Source organism: Paenibacillus sp. USDA918EY (assembly GCF_009870825.1).
GTDB classification, from domain to species: Bacteria; Bacillota; Bacilli; order Paenibacillales; family Paenibacillaceae; genus Paenibacillus_AQ; species Paenibacillus_AQ albilobatus.
This window is the reverse complement of sequence record NZ_WTWY01000007.1, coordinates 303,227-316,955: the sequence shown is the minus strand read 5'-3', so window position 1 is coordinate 316,955 and position 13,729 is coordinate 303,227. Positions and strand designations below refer to the sequence as shown.

At 48.6% G+C, this 13,729-nt stretch carries 15 protein-coding genes and 1 tRNA gene; 14 read left to right on the top strand and 2 right to left on the bottom strand.

The window, feature by feature from the left end:
• Positions 1 to 63: 63 nt before the first annotated feature.
• From mnmG to GQY55_RS17045, 7 genes are all read left to right on the top strand, one after another.
• Positions 64 to 1,950, top strand: coding sequence for a tRNA uridine-5-carboxymethylaminomethyl(34) synthesis enzyme MnmG (mnmG, locus tag GQY55_RS17075; RefSeq protein WP_160043071.1), 1,887 nt, complete (start codon positions 64 to 66; stop codon positions 1,948 to 1,950).
• 2 nt (positions 1,951 to 1,952) lie between these two features.
• Positions 1,953 to 2,672, top strand: coding sequence for a 16S rRNA (guanine(527)-N(7))-methyltransferase RsmG (rsmG, locus tag GQY55_RS17070; protein WP_160043070.1), 720 nt, complete (start codon positions 1,953 to 1,955; stop codon positions 2,670 to 2,672).
• A gap of 1,502 nt (positions 2,673 to 4,174) precedes the next feature.
• Positions 4,175 to 4,990 carry a nucleoid occlusion protein gene (gene noc, locus GQY55_RS17065; RefSeq protein ID WP_160043069.1) on the top strand — a complete coding sequence of 272 codons (816 nt, stop codon included), beginning with the start codon at positions 4,175 to 4,177 and terminating at the stop codon, positions 4,988 to 4,990.
• A 661-nt stretch (positions 4,991 to 5,651) separates the two neighbouring features.
• A complete protein-coding gene (locus GQY55_RS17060; RefSeq protein WP_160043068.1) occupies positions 5,652 to 6,413 on the top strand; it encodes a ParA family protein in 762 nt (253 codons plus the stop codon).
• Positions 6,406 to 7,245, top strand: coding sequence for a ParB/RepB/Spo0J family partition protein (locus GQY55_RS17055; protein WP_160043067.1), 840 nt, complete (start codon positions 6,406 to 6,408; stop codon positions 7,243 to 7,245). The genes GQY55_RS17060 and GQY55_RS17055 overlap by 8 nt, the downstream gene beginning before the upstream one ends.
• Positions 7,246 to 7,762: 517 nt before the next feature.
• Positions 7,763 to 8,920, top strand: coding sequence for an aminotransferase class V-fold PLP-dependent enzyme (locus tag GQY55_RS17050; protein WP_160043066.1), 1,158 nt, complete (start codon positions 7,763 to 7,765; stop codon positions 8,918 to 8,920).
• A gap of 91 nt (positions 8,921 to 9,011) precedes the next feature.
• Positions 9,012 to 9,506 (top strand): DUF4446 family protein, encoded by a 495-nt coding sequence (locus GQY55_RS17045; RefSeq protein ID WP_160043101.1) that lies wholly within the window; start codon positions 9,012 to 9,014, stop codon positions 9,504 to 9,506.
• On the opposite strand, the gene yyaC is transcribed toward GQY55_RS17045, so the two are convergent.
• Positions 9,487 to 10,092, bottom strand: coding sequence for a spore protease YyaC (gene yyaC, locus GQY55_RS17040; RefSeq protein WP_160043065.1), 606 nt, complete (start codon positions 10,090 to 10,092; stop codon positions 9,487 to 9,489). The genes GQY55_RS17045 and yyaC overlap by 20 nt on opposite strands.
• A gap of 113 nt (positions 10,093 to 10,205) precedes the next feature.
• On the opposite strand from yyaC, the gene GQY55_RS17035 reads away from it, so the two are divergent.
• The 4 genes from GQY55_RS17035 to GQY55_RS17020 all read left to right on the top strand — a co-directional run bounded on the left by GQY55_RS17035 (position 10,206) and on the right by GQY55_RS17020 (position 11,775).
• Positions 10,206 to 10,460, top strand: a complete 255-nt coding sequence (locus tag GQY55_RS17035; RefSeq protein ID WP_160043064.1) for a DUF3343 domain-containing protein — start codon at positions 10,206 to 10,208, stop codon at positions 10,458 to 10,460.
• A 12-nt stretch (positions 10,461 to 10,472) separates the two neighbouring features.
• Entirely contained in the window at positions 10,473 to 11,381 is a 909-nt protein-coding gene (locus GQY55_RS17030; protein WP_160043063.1) for a mechanosensitive ion channel family protein, read from the top strand.
• 16 nt (positions 11,382 to 11,397) lie between these two features.
• The gene (locus GQY55_RS17025) at positions 11,398 to 11,625 is read left to right on the top strand and encodes a DUF951 domain-containing protein (protein ID WP_160043062.1); all 228 of its coding nucleotides are present in this window, start codon (positions 11,398 to 11,400) and stop codon (positions 11,623 to 11,625) included.
• Positions 11,626 to 11,684: 59 nt separating this feature from the next.
• A tRNA-Ser gene (locus GQY55_RS17020) sits at positions 11,685 to 11,775 on the top strand.
• Between the two features lie 400 nt (positions 11,776 to 12,175).
• Here the strand turns inward: GQY55_RS17020 and GQY55_RS17015 are convergent.
• Positions 12,176 to 12,370, bottom strand: a complete 195-nt coding sequence (locus GQY55_RS17015; protein WP_160043061.1) for a YjzC family protein — start codon at positions 12,368 to 12,370, stop codon at positions 12,176 to 12,178.
• Positions 12,371 to 12,575: 205 nt separating this feature from the next.
• On the opposite strand from GQY55_RS17015, the gene rpsF reads away from it, so the two are divergent.
• From rpsF to rpsR, 3 genes are read left to right on the top strand one after another with little or no spacing between them, the layout of a single operon-like run.
• Positions 12,576 to 12,860, top strand: coding sequence for a 30S ribosomal protein S6 (gene rpsF, locus GQY55_RS17010; protein ID WP_160043060.1), 285 nt, complete (start codon positions 12,576 to 12,578; stop codon positions 12,858 to 12,860).
• Positions 12,861 to 12,910: 50 nt separating this feature from the next.
• A complete protein-coding gene (gene ssb, locus GQY55_RS17005; protein ID WP_160043059.1) occupies positions 12,911 to 13,390 on the top strand; it encodes a single-stranded DNA-binding protein in 480 nt (159 codons plus the stop codon).
• A 21-nt stretch (positions 13,391 to 13,411) separates the two neighbouring features.
• Positions 13,412 to 13,684, top strand: a complete 273-nt coding sequence (gene rpsR / locus GQY55_RS17000) for a 30S ribosomal protein S18 (protein ID WP_036710728.1) — start codon at positions 13,412 to 13,414, stop codon at positions 13,682 to 13,684.
• The last annotated feature ends 45 nt before the right edge of the window (positions 13,685 to 13,729 follow it).

Here is a 13,729-nt window from a genome sequence, read left to right as displayed (position 1 = left end):
GATGGCATCCGTCCTGGGAATATATCAAATTTTAAAGTTCAAAAATAAAAGGAGGTTTTTAACATGAGTTTTGATGGCGGCAGTTTTGATGTCATCGTCATCGGCGCCGGCCATGCCGGCTGCGAAGCGGCTCTTGCCGCGGCCCGCATGGGATCCAGCACGCTGATGATCACGATCAACCTGGACATGGTTGCTTTTATGCCGTGCAACCCGTCGATCGGCGGCCCGGCCAAAGGCCATGTCGTTCGTGAAATCGACGCGCTCGGCGGCGAAATGGGACGCAACATTGATAAAACTTATATTCAAATGCGCATGCTGAATACGGGGAAAGGACCGGCCGTCCACGCGCTGCGTGCTCAAGCGGACAAATTCCTGTATCAGCATACGATGAAAGAAACGATGGAGAAAGAGCCGAACTTGACGATGCGCCAGGGCATGGTCGAAGAGCTGATCGTTGAAGACGGCGTATGCGTTGGCGTCATTACAAAGACCGGTACCGCATACCGTGCCAAATCGGTGGTTTTGACGACTGGCACCTACCTGCGCGGTAAAGTCATCATGGGCGAAATGACGTACGAAAGCGGTCCGAACAACCAGCAGCCATCGATCAAATTGGCCGAAAATCTGCGCGAGTTGGGCTTTAAGCTCGTTCGCTTCAAGACGGGAACGCCTCCGCGCGTGCATAAATCGACGATCGATTTTTCCAAGACCGAAATTCAGCCCGGAGACGAAAAGCCGAAGTTTTTCTCTTATGAAACCGAAAGCTCCGACAATGAGCAGCTTCCTTGCTGGCTGACGTATACGTCGGCCCAAACGCATGAAATCATTAATGCCAACCTGCACCGGGCACCGATGTTCTCCGGCATTATCGAAGGAACGGGTCCGCGTTATTGCCCATCCATCGAAGACAAAATCGTTCGTTTCAGCGACAAGCCGAAACATCAGATTTTCCTTGAACCGGAAGGCAAAAACACCTCCGAATATTATGTCCAAGGACTGTCCACCAGTATGCCGGAGGATGTTCAGCTCGCGATGCTGCGTTCGATCCCGGGATTGGAAAAAGTGGAAATGATGCGCAACGGTTATGCGATCGAATACGACGCGGTTGTTCCGACCCAACTATGGCCTTCCCTGGAAACCAAGCTGATTCCCGGACTGTTTACGGCCGGACAAATCAATGGTACTTCCGGTTACGAAGAAGCCGCGGGGCAAGGAATCATGGCGGGCATTAACGCGGCACGCCGCGTGCAAGGCAAGGAGCCTGTCATTTTGGACCGTTCGCAAGGGTATATCGGCGTCCTGATTGACGATCTGGTCACGAAAGGCACGAATGAACCTTACCGTCTGCTGACGTCGCGTGCGGAATACCGCCTGCTGCTGCGTCATGACAACGCGGATCTCCGCTTGACGCCGCTTGGACATGAAATTGGCCTCATTTCCGATGAAAGATATGCCAAATTCCTGGACAAAAAGCAGAAGGTAGAACAAGAAATCGAACGTTTGAAATCGACCAAGGTCGGGCCTTCGCATGTGAATGCGATGCTCGAACGGGTAGGTTCGGCGCCGATCCAGGATGGAAGCAATTTGCTGACGATTTTGCGCCGTCCGGAAGTCAGCCATGACGATATCGAAGAAATTTCGCCGTCTCCGTTTGAACTGACCGAAGAAATGAAAGAGCAAGTGGAGATTCAAATCAAATATGCCGGATATATCGAAAAGCAGCTGATTCATGTGGAACGTCTGAAAAAGATGGATAAGAAGAAGATTCCGGAGACAATCGATTACAACGAAATCGAAGGCATCGCCATCGAAGCGCGTCAAAAGCTGTCCAGCATCCGTCCGTTGTCCATCGGCCAGGCTTCCCGCATCTCCGGGGTTACGCCTGCGGACATTTCCATCCTGCTGGTTTATCTGGAGCACTATAACCGGGTAACGGCTGCAAGAGGTTAACTATGGATCAAATACAAGAAGCTTTTGCGTTACGTCTGCAAGAAAAGGGGATCAAGGTAACCCCGGCCCAACTGGATCAATTTGAAACCTACTATAAAGAGCTTGTCGAGTGGAATGAAAAAATGAACCTGACCGGCATTACGGAACGGGAACAGGTGTATACGAAGCATTTTTACGATTCGATTTCGCTTGCTTTTTATATCGATATGAACGAGATTCGAACGATGGCGGACATTGGCTCCGGAGCCGGCTTTCCCGGCATTCCGCTGAAAATCTGTTTTCCGCATCTGCAGTTGACGATTATTGATTCGCTGAACAAACGGATTAATTTTTTGAAACATGTCGTGGAGCAAACGGGTCTGGAACAAGTTCAGCTTTTGCACGGAAGGGCGGAGGATTGGGCGCGCAAGCCGGAACATCGGGATCACTACGATCTCGTGACGGCCAGAGCGGTCGCCAAGCTTACCGTACTGAATGAATTCTGTCTGCCTTATGCCAAGGTTGGCGGCGTATTCGCAGCGATGAAGGGAAGCAGCCCGGATGAGGAGATTAAGGAAGCCCCCCGCAGCCTTAAGGAGTTAAAAGGCAAGCTGCGGCGCGTAGAGCGTTTTACGCTTCCGGTTGAGGAGTCCGAGCGCCATATTGTCATCATCGACAAAACGGCAGGGACGCCGGGGAAGTATCCGCGCAAAGCGGGGACAGCTTTGAAGTTCCCATTATAAACGGAAGCAACGCCGGTATAAAATAGATTAGATGTTTTTTCGAGGAGTGTTTCACGTGAAACATTCCTCTTTTTTATGTCTACGGAAGGTGAATGTCCGACTACTCATGTTCGGTCTATTGGGTGAGATTCAAGGCAAACGGATCCATTGTTAAGGAGTTCGGACAGGATGGTTTTTTTATACATAGCGTCCTTATTTCACGAAAACTTTCGTTTTCCCACATACTGGATGGTGTGTTGCCTGTCTGTTGTGAGAAATGTTGCTATAACTGTTTCTTGGGTCTCCCTTTGTAGTCATTTAAGAATCATGAAGGGAAATATAACGAGTCAGTAGGGGATTGGCATCCATGGCTTTTTCATAATTAAGGAAAGATGGTTCAACCCTGCTTATATGGGCGCCGCATGCCTTGATGTCCGACGGCCACGCTTCTTAACAAAGCCGCACTATCTGATTTTCGTTATGGAAAATAAGGAATGCAGTCAGCTATTCCGGTCAATTGATTTGTATTGGGCAGTGAGCAAATAGGAATATCATGAAGCTGTTAGCGTCAAAAGATGCTGAAGGTTACTGGAGTTGACCTCTGAATATGTTAGCGTTTTGGGTGAAGAGGGTTGAAGGGGGCGGTTTGGTGGGACCGGGTTTAGATAGAATGGGATGATAAATTCTTTCTTAAAGGACATGATTGCGCTGGGATATGCCAAGTTAGGGCGTGTGGTGAACAATAGAAACGACCTTGTCAGGAGGATCATCATTTAGAGTCTGAATGATAACGTTGGATGGATGATCAAGGCATCTCCAATTTACCACTCATCGAGTAATACCGTTCAATCGTGTTAAAAGAATGAAGCGGCTAGCCATGAATTGATCGACCCTGATAACTGGCTGGACCTGCAGGCCCGAATGAGGTAGAAACACATTCCATAAACATCCATAAAAATGACGGCTAAAGCATATGTCATAAACGGACGAACGAATGAAAAATAATGGGTTGCTTTGGATGAAAACTCCTGGTTTTTATCCATCCATTGACAGCATTCTCCCTTAAAAAATAACTGTCCGGCAGGAAAAAAAGGGGACTTTGGAGAATAGGATTATATGAAAAAAAGTGGTAGAATAGAGAGAGTTATAGGCGTTCCAAGCGAATGGGGACAGGTTGCATGCATACACCCCGATAATTCGCTCGAGAATGCGCAAATTCTTAAGACGGTTTCGGTTCATGAGAGATTCGGGGCCCATATTTATTGAATTCTGCCCAAGACGTCAATTCGAATGCTGCGATTTTGCGAATCGAGCGGAGGAGGACGGGTTGTACATAACGCATGCTCTTTTCCGTGCGCCCTCTCGATTTCGTATGAAGGTTTATGCGGTAAACCGTCCCTTTGTCGGAAGGTAGGTCGGCATGGACCGAATGGTTGGAAAATAAACCAGGTTCGTTTGTTGTAGTCATGTTGACGAAGCGCTTTGCCAAAGTGCTATTACGAAATTAGGTGGTAATCTACGGAATGAAAGAACAATTTTCTAAATTGTTTGGTTTGACGGAGCGAAACAACAGTGATGAAGTGAAACAAATTCCGGTCGGGGAGATTGTCAGCAGTCCATACCAGCCCCGGACGATTTTTGATGACGAGAAAATCGATGAGTTGTGCCAAACCATCAAAACGCATGGCGTCATTCAGCCGATTGTTGTTCGTATCCGTAATTCCAAATATGAGATCATAGCCGGTGAACGGCGTTGGCGTGCTGTAACGAAACTCGGGATGGAAACGATCCCTGCGATTATCCGCGAATTCAATGACTCTCAAGCCGCGTCGATTGCACTTATCGAGAACCTTCAGCGCGAAGGGCTGACCGCGATCGAAGAGGCGGTAGCGTACCAGAAGCTGATCGATATTCATCAATTGACGCAGGAAAGTTTGGCGCAGCGTTTAGGCAAAAGCCAGTCGACCATCGCCAACAAAATCCGGTTGCTTCATTTGCCGGAAGAAGTCAAGGTAGCGCTTATGGAGCGCAAAATTTCTGAACGGCACGCCCGTGCGCTGCTGTCCCTGGATACGGAGGAACTGCAGCTGAAGCTTCTGTCCGAGATCATTTCCAAGGAACTGAACGTAAAACAAACTGAAGCCCGGGTGGCTTTTTATAAAGAAGCTTCGAAAGTCAAAAAATCCAAACGCATCTCGTTTACGAAAGACGTGCGGCTTGCGTTAAATACGATCCGTCAGTCGATCGATATGGTTACCGATTCCGGATTGGCGATCAAAACGACGGAAAACGACCACGAAGACCATTACGAAATCGTGATCCAGATTCCAAAACGCTAATAGGGCGGAAGTGGCATTAGGCGGCTTGTCAGGCCGCTTTTTTGGAGTAATGATCCAGCTTTGAGGCCGGGTGCAAGTGCCGCGATGGTGTTCGTCCAAGCCCTTGTTTGGCTAACGTGGCAAAAGGATTCGCATCTTTTTATGAGGAACCAATCCGTAAATGACGTTTTTGTAGGGGTAACCACTTTTAGCCTTCATTGGATTGAACGGGTTGACAAGGTGAATAGAAACTAGATCAATTTTGCTTTCCGGGGGGCGGCCCGGTGATGGAGCAAACGGCTTCTGTATAGAGGCGGTTTGCATTTTTGCTGTATGGCCAGTCCGATTGGGGAAGAACATCAAATGATCAGCTCAAGGCGTTCCGAAGGGATGTAACGGATACAGAATCATGGAACATGCTCATTCGGCATCCATAAAGCACTATTATATCCATACCCATTGAAGCGGAATATGATGAAAAATTTATGATTCAGGTTCAGGATTTCCATGTTGCAAGAAAGAAATGCACTCGTGCAGGGCGAAGCCGTTTCAGCTTGTACCTGAAGGAGAAGAGGTTCCGAATGCCGCGCTTTTTCAGGAAGTATGCAGCCGATTGTTTTGCTGTGTAACACAATCCCGTGACCTACAAGAAGAGTTTTCATACACAATGAGGTGAAATTGAGTGTCCAAAATCATTGCCATAGCAAATCAAAAGGGCGGGGTCGGAAAAACAACAACCTCCGTCAATCTCGGAGCAGGCTTGGCTTCGCTCGGTAAAAGAGTGCTGCTTGTAGACATTGATCCGCAAGGCAATACAACGAGTGGCGTTGGCGTGAACAAAGCCGATGTAGCCAACTGCATCTATGACGTCATCATTAATGAAGTTCATCCCAGGGAAGCCATTCTTGAGACACAGGTTGAAGGATTGCATATCATCCCGGCTACCATTCAACTGGCGGGCGCGGAAATTGAATTGGTTCCCACCATTTCGAGAGAACTTCGGCTAAAGAAATCACTGCATTTGGTCAAAGCGGATTATGATTATATTTTGATCGATTGCCCTCCTTCATTAGGCATTTTGACGATCAATTCGCTGACTGCAGCCGATTCCGTTATCATTCCGATTCAATGCGAATATTACGCGCTCGAAGGATTAAGCCAATTGTTAAACTCCGTTCGCCTGGTGCAGAAGCATTTGAATACATCGCTGCAGATCGAAGGTGTGCTGCTGACGATGCTGGACGCCCGGACCAATCTTGGCATTCAGGTCATCGAGGAAGTGAAAAAGTACTTTCAGGAGAAGGTATACCAAACGATCATTCCGCGGAATGTCCGGCTCAGCGAAGCTCCTTCCCATGGCCAATCCATTATGACGTATGATCCCCGTTCCAAAGGTGCTGAAGTATATTTAGAGTTGGCAAAGGAAGTGATTTCTTATGAGTAAACGATTGGGCAAAGGACTCGATGCCCTTATTCCTTCGCTTTCGATCAACGATGATGACAAAATTGTGGAGATACCGCTCAGCCAACTGCGTGCGAACCCGTATCAGCCTCGCAAAGACTTCAATGAAGAATCGATTCAGGAATTAGCGGAATCCATTCGTCAGCATGGCGTCATTCAACCGATTATCGTTCGCAGCGTTTTGAAAGGGTATGAAATCATTGCCGGCGAACGGCGGTATCGTGCCTCGCAAATATGCGGAAAGGCGACGATCCCTGCGGTGGTTCGGACGTTCAGCGATCAACAGGTTATGGAGATTGCATTGATCGAGAACCTCCAACGTGAAAACTTGAATGCGATGGAAGTAGCGGTAGCCTATCAAGGGTTGATGGATCAATATTCCTTAACGCAAGAGGAGCTGTCTTTGAAGGTCGGTAAATCGAGATCCCATATTGCCAATTTCTTGCGTCTGCTTTCGCTTCCTGAGGAAGTCAAAGATTATGTTTCACGTGGAACATTATCGATGGGACATGCCCGTGCCATTGTCGGATTGAAAGATCCGGAGCTGATCAAACAGCTGGCGAAGCAATGCGTGGCCAATGAATGGAGCGTCCGCGATCTTGAGGAGGCCGTAAAAAATCTGGATCGCAAATCGGCAGACAAAAATAAGGTGAAGGTGAAAAAACGCGACCCTTATATTGACAGCTTGGAGGAAACGCTGCGCGAAAGATTCCGGACGACGGTTAAAATTAAGCAAAATAAAGACAAAGGCAAAATTGAGTTGAATTATTACAGCAAGCAGGATTTGGAACGGCTGCTGGAGCTTTTGCAATAAAAGTAAACCTGTGAGTGCGCCAAATTGACATGTCCGGCTTTATTCCTGAATGGGGAAGGGGATGTGTCTTTCTCTTTTTAGTTATCGAAAAGCGCTACTTGAACAGGAACTCTTCTGTTGTTGGATTTGAAAGGATCGATTCATGTGGTGGATCTCCGTCATATAAACGCCACACCGCGTATTGGAAAAACACGTGGCGAGGAAAAGTCGGGCAGATACCATTTTTCAAGAGTCCTGTACGCAGCGGATATATTTTCAATCAAGGCCCTGCTAATGGGTAAATTTGGATGCTTCCTCGGAGTAACGCTTGCGGGACAAAGGGATTGGCGATTGCTCATAGTGTCTTTGTTCTATGAATGATACGGGTAGGGATTTTCTTGAGACGATAGAAACGTAGGGCAAGTTTTAAAATTGCATACGGCTCTATAATCTCAAGAGCAATCTGCTCGATTTAATCGATCTGCAATACATTAGGCGGGCAGCGCTGTATGAAAAGATAAGGGAGATGGATGCAATCATGAAGCCGTTCATCTATTTGGACCATGCAGCCACTTCCTGGCCGAAACCTCCGGAAGTGCTGCAAGCGATGCAAAAGGCGATGGAGGAAGCGGCGGCCAATCCGGGGCGCGGAAGCCATCAAATGGCAGTAAAAGCGAGCAGGGTTTTGTTTGAAGGGAGAAAGGCATTATCCCAACTGTTTCAGGTTCGTAACCAAAATGACATCATATTTACGTATAATACAACCGAAGCGTTGAATTTGGCGATAAAAGGATTGCTGCAGCCCGGAGACCGGGTCGTGGCTACGATGGTCGAACATAATTCCGTAAGGCGGCCGCTGGAATACTTGAAACGGGTGGCGGGCGTGCAGGTGGACTATATTCCGGTTAACGGCCAAGGACAGCTGGATATGGCCAGGCTGAAAGCTGCATTGGAACAACGGCCCAAACTGGTCGTCAGCACGCACAGCTCCAATCTGCTTGGCAGCCTGTTGCCGATCGCCGAAATCGGGGAGCTTGCACGCCGCTATGGGGCCGTATTTTTGGTTGATGCTGCGCAAAGCGCCGGTTGTTTGGAGATCGACGTCTCGGCAATGAACATCGATTTACTGGCATTTCCCGGGCATAAGGGATTGCTTGGACCTCAGGGAACGGGAGGGTTGTACATATCCCCCACGGTTGAATTGGAGCCTCTTTTGCATGGAGGGACCGGAAGCCAATCGGAGGAGAAGGAGCAGCCGACGATTCGTCCGGATCGCTACGAAGCGGGCACGCCGAACACGCCTGGCATTGCTGGACTGAAGGCCGGCGTCGATCAGGTGCTGAAGCTCACCCCACGGCGGATCTATGAGCATGAGTGGGAGTTGACCCAACGGATCATGGAAGGGCTTCAGAGCATTGCCGAAATTCGGATTTTGGGTCCGGAAGCGGGACAGCCGAGAACCGGAATTGTGTCGTTCGTTTCAACGGAAAGAGATTCCAGCGAAATCGCCTTTAAGCTGGACCGGGAATACGGGATCGCTGTGCGGGCCGGCATGCACTGCACGCCGTTGGCGCACGAGGCTGTTGACACACTGCAGACGGGTGCGGTTCGGATCAGCGTCGGGGTGAACACCACGCGCGAGGAAGCGGACGCGGCAATTGATGCCGTGAGGGAAATTTGCAGCAAACTTTCGTAGAATTCACAAAAAGGATAGGTTTAAGGACGGTTTGAAAAAATAAGGGAAAAACGAAAGTGATCAAGAATGAGGAAAAGGAATGAAAACAGCAATGTCGGACTTGAATAGTTTAATCTTGGAGCAGCTGCAGTGGTTTATCGGCGGAGGCGCACTCCTCATTTTGATCCTGCTCGTAATGGTGTTGACACAAGGGGCGAAGCTCCGAAAAATGCGCCGGAAATACGATTTGATGATGGCGGGCAGCGGCGTGGACAATTTGGAAACGCTGCTCATCGACCTGAAAGTGCAGATGGATTCGATTGAGGATGAACAGGAGCAGCAGCGCAAGACGCTGGAAACCGTTCTGAACAAACTGCAGCAGACCAAAGGAAAAGTCGGTATTAAACGTTACAATGCGTTTAGCGGCCAAGGCAGCGACTTAAGCTTTTCGATTGCGATTGTGGATGAAAAGAAAAATGGAGTTGTCATTTCAGCCCTGTACAGCCGTGACAGCTCCTATGTATATGCCAAACCGCTTGCGGCCGGCGAGTCATCGTATGCATTGTCTCCGGAAGAGGTGGAGGCAATCAATCTAGCTTCGCAATAAGGGCGGAGCGGGACTTCCATTCCTGGATCGCCGAATGTAGGCTGGACGCAATAATTTCCGATAAACGTACGACCAAACTTAAACGTGTGTTTTGCAGCACAAAATATTCCATGAAGCCGCCGACATTAACGATACCCGTCAAATGGATATCGCCAACCGGCGGTAATTCTTTATGTACGCCTGCGCCGGGTTTCAGAGGGCCGCTTGCGACCTGGATGCAGCCGACACTTGAGGATTGTCCGAGACAAGCATCGATGCCGATGACGAAAGGGCGGTCGTACAAGCCATGGATGGTCGAAAGCGTTTCCTGCAAATTGACGGCGTGAACAGGCTCGTCCAACGTGCCGAACAGATGAAACCAGGGACTGTTGTAGCGAGCCAGCGCAGTTCCGACCAAAGGGCCAAGGCAGTCGCCGGTAGAACGGTCGGTGCCGATACATACGACGACGACAGGCTGCCGTTCTTCGGCTTGGGATAAATAAAACAAAAGGCGATGGATGATAGCGGAATGGATTTCAGGGTCGGTATGTGGTATTTTTAAGCTTGAAAGCTGCTGGTTTTGTGAAGGCTTGGACAACTGTGTCATAGAATCTTCCTTTCACAATGCGATTGGTAGTATCTAGTATATGGATGGGGACGCATTTTTATACTTCCTAAGGACAAGCAATTTATTAGAACGAAAAGGCGGGCAATCTTGCAATGGAGTCCTGGATGTTAATGGCTTTCGATTCGACGCAGCAGGCGCTGCGGGCGGAAATGCTGTTGGAGTATGCCGATATTGAAATCGATTTATGCCCTACGCCGAAGACGATTACGGCGGGATGCGCGTTATCGATCCAATTTCCGAAAGAGGAGCTGGCTTCCGTACAGCAAATCATTGTGCAGGAGCAGGTGGAGATCAGAGGAATCTACTACAAGGACAATCATGATAGATATATAAGCATCGAGAGATAGGAGGTAGACCGGATGATTCATCCACAATGGCTCGAAACCACAGAAGGCGAAGTGGAAGGGGCTGTGAATAAAGCTTTGAAGTTTAGCGACAAGTTTTTGGCGTGGATTACAAATGTGGATATGTGGACAAATGTTTTGTTTGCCGGCATCCGTATCATCGTCTTATTTATCGTGACCCGGATCGCCATCCGAGTCGTTTCCAAAATCATCGACCGGTCGCTGGAACGGCACCAGCAGAGCCGGATCAATGTCAATCCCCGCAGGTTTGCCACGGTTGGCGAGCTTTTGAAAAACATAACGGCTGTCACGTGTAATTTTGTCATGGTGCTGCTGATCCTGTCGGAATTCAATTTCAAGCTTGGTCCGCTGCTGGCAGGCGCGGGCGTGCTGGGTCTGGCCATCGGTTTTGGCGCCCAAAGCTTGGTGAAGGATGTCATTACTGGATTTTTTATCATATTGGAGGATCAGTTTGCCGTAGGGGACGTCATCCAGACGGGGACCTATAAAGGGACGGTTGAAGTGATCGGGCTGCGCTCCACGCGAATCGTAAGCATGAATGGAGAGACGCATATTTTACCTAACGGGACGATAACGAGCGTGACGAACTTTTCCTTGTCCAATGCGCTCGCAATGGTCGATTTGCCAGTGAAAAACGAACGGTCGTTGGAGGATACCGTCGGCTTGATTAAGCAATCGCTGACAGGCGTGCAGGAGGAAAACCCGAATCTTATTGCGGTGCCCGACGTTCTCGGCATTCAGTCGATGAGCACCAGCGAGTACGTGATTCGCATTGTGGCGCAGTGCGAGCCGAATACGAGAGCGGAAGTGGAACGCGACATTTTGGAGCATATCAAACAGGCTTTGGAGGCTGAAGAACGACAGCAGCAAGCGCTAAACGAAATGGCGGCTTCGGAAGAATAAAGGGGAGGAATAATGGATGGAACGGAAAGTATTTCAACTCGGCGATATCGTGCAAATGAAAAAAAACCACCCATGCGGCAGCAACGAAATGGAAATCATCCGTATGGGAATGGACATTCGAATCAAGTGCGTCGGATGTCAGCACAGCGTCTTGATTCCCCGTGCCAAGTTTGAGAAAAACATGAAAAAAGTGCTTCGATCCAAAGATGTAATCGTGGAAAATGCGGAATCAAACGAAAAGTAATCATTTGTAAATCAGCTATTGCATATTTTGTTGTCTTGTGATAAAATAAGTCTTGCTGCGGAAAGGTACCCAAGAGGTCTAAGGGGGCTGACTCGAAATCAGTTAGGCGTCGCAAGGCGTGCGAGGGTTCGAATCCCTCTCTTTCCGCCATTCCCTTTTTCATCAAACATACTTCATAGATTAACGTAATTGGACAAAACCTTTGGCTCCGTCATCGCCGAAGGTTTTTTACGTTGTCGGGCAAATTTCCGAATAAAAACCAAAGGAGAACCCGAAGGCCCTCCTGTTTGGCAGACGGCTACTCAATGGATTTTGGAATTCTGTTCTACAACAAAACGTCATTGAAACTTCGGATAAAGCCGCGGAGCAATTTCCATTGCTCCAGACAAAATGTCTTTGGCACGTCCCCTCGCTTCTTTTAGTTATGCTGTTTCAGACTTCCAGTGATTTGTTACGCAGCTCAGGCCCAACGGAACCACACCTCTCTCGTAACCGTCTAATTGTATCATCTGCATTTTAGCGTCAGGTTATGCATGATCTGCGAAAAAATTTAATGGACCTTTGCTTTCGTTTTCTTTTTCCACTTCCGGTCCTTGTTTGTCGTTTCCGGGAACGTTTCGCCGCGCTCCATCGTGATCATTTTCGGGTTTTGGATTTCGGTATGGAAGCTGACTTCCCCGACCTCCATGTATACCCCGGGGTTCGGCGCCTTGTCGCCGGGCTCGAATTCGGTTTTTTCACCCATGGCATAACCCTCCTTATCGAAATGAAAATGGACTGCTTCTGTAGTGTTTGCACATCGGAAGGAATCATGTGCGCCGTTATTTTTGCCAATTCAAGCACGGCTTGCATTCGGGCGGGCGTTTTGATATATTAATATGGTGCGAGTTTAGACTCGTTCCTTGCTCCTGACGCGATCAGGGGCCGAAGTCCATAAGGAGGTGAAAAATATGCGCAAATATGAAGTGATGTACATTATTCGTCCGGACATTGAACAAGAAGCTGTTCAAGCTGCAGTCGAAAAATTCCAAGGCATCATCTCCAACGGTGGGGAAATCACGAAGCATGAAGTGATGGGCAAACGCCGTCTTGCGTATGAGATCAAGAAATTCCGTGATGGTACTTTCGTTCTGGTTAACTTTACTGCAACTCCAGATGTTGTAGCAGAACTTGAGCGTATCATGAAAATTTCTGACGAAGTTATTCGTTATCTCATCACTCTTGACGTTGCCTAAGTTCCGAGCTTCGGCTAAAGTGATCCATTCGTTCGAAGGAGGGGAATCGATTGTTGAACCGTGTAATTTTAATTGGCCGTTTGACCAAGGATCCTGAGCTTCGCTACACGCCTGCAGGGGTTGCTGTAACGCAGTTCACGCTGGCTGTAGACAGACCGTTTACGTCGCAAGGCGGAGAACGGGAAGCGGATTTTATTCCAGTGGTGACTTGGAGACAGCTTGCTGAGACCTGTGCAAATTACTTGCGCAAAGGCCGTTTGACGGCCGTTGAAGGTCGCATCCAGGTGCGGAATTACGAGAATAACGAAGGTAGACGCGTATACGTCACTGAAGTCATTGCCGATAATGTACGTTTCCTGGAATCGAGCCGTGAAGGCGGCAGCGGCGGTGGTCAAGGACCGCGTGAGGATTCCTCTTCTGGAGGCGGAAACCGCGGGAATAACAATTACTCCCGGAACAATTCCAATCAAGATCCTTTTTTCGATGACGGAAAACCGATCGATATTTCGGATGATGATTTGCCATTTTAATTACGGAAAGGACTGAACAGCATGGCTTTTAAACAAAGAGAAGGCGGAGACAACGATAAAAGACCGGCTCGCCGCGGCGGCCGTAACAAACGTCGTAAAGTGTGCTACTTCACTGTGAACAAAATTACTCACATTGATTATAAAGACACCGACCTGCTTAAGAAATTCATTAGCGAACGCGGAAAAATTTTGCCTCGCCGTGTAACCGGCACAAGCGCAAAATACCAACGCATGCTGACGATTGCGATCAAACGCTCCCGTCAAATCGCTTTGCTGCCATACACAACGGAATAATTCCGTTAGGCATAGAAGACCAGTATTCTGGATTTACCAGGATAC

What these genes read in the sequence shown, in the direction of transcription:
- mnmG (WP_160043071.1), top strand. Translation starts at nt 64, where the DNA reads ATGAGTTTTGATGGCGGCAGTTTTGATGTCATCGTCATCGGCGCCGGC.
- rsmG (WP_160043070.1), top strand. Translation starts at nt 1,953, where the DNA reads ATGGATCAAATACAAGAAGCTTTTGCGTTACGTCTGCAAGAAAAGGGG.
- noc (WP_160043069.1), top strand. Translation starts at nt 4,175, where the DNA reads ATGAAAGAACAATTTTCTAAATTGTTTGGTTTGACGGAGCGAAACAAC.
- GQY55_RS17055 (WP_160043067.1), top strand. Translation starts at nt 6,406, where the DNA reads ATGAGTAAACGATTGGGCAAAGGACTCGATGCCCTTATTCCTTCGCTT.
- GQY55_RS17050 (WP_160043066.1), top strand. Translation starts at nt 7,763, where the DNA reads ATGAAGCCGTTCATCTATTTGGACCATGCAGCCACTTCCTGGCCGAAA.
- GQY55_RS17045 (WP_160043101.1), top strand. Translation starts at nt 9,012, where the DNA reads ATGTCGGACTTGAATAGTTTAATCTTGGAGCAGCTGCAGTGGTTTATC.
- yyaC (WP_160043065.1), bottom strand. Translation starts at nt 10,092, where the DNA reads ATGACACAGTTGTCCAAGCCTTCACAAAACCAGCAGCTTTCAAGCTTA.
- GQY55_RS17035 (WP_160043064.1), top strand. Translation starts at nt 10,206, where the DNA reads ATGGAGTCCTGGATGTTAATGGCTTTCGATTCGACGCAGCAGGCGCTG.
- GQY55_RS17030 (WP_160043063.1), top strand. Translation starts at nt 10,473, where the DNA reads ATGATTCATCCACAATGGCTCGAAACCACAGAAGGCGAAGTGGAAGGG.
- GQY55_RS17025 (WP_160043062.1), top strand. Translation starts at nt 11,398, where the DNA reads ATGGAACGGAAAGTATTTCAACTCGGCGATATCGTGCAAATGAAAAAA.
- GQY55_RS17015 (WP_160043061.1), bottom strand. Translation starts at nt 12,370, where the DNA reads ATGGGTGAAAAAACCGAATTCGAGCCCGGCGACAAGGCGCCGAACCCC.
- rpsF (WP_160043060.1), top strand. Translation starts at nt 12,576, where the DNA reads ATGCGCAAATATGAAGTGATGTACATTATTCGTCCGGACATTGAACAA.
- rpsR (WP_036710728.1), top strand. Translation starts at nt 13,412, where the DNA reads ATGGCTTTTAAACAAAGAGAAGGCGGAGACAACGATAAAAGACCGGCT.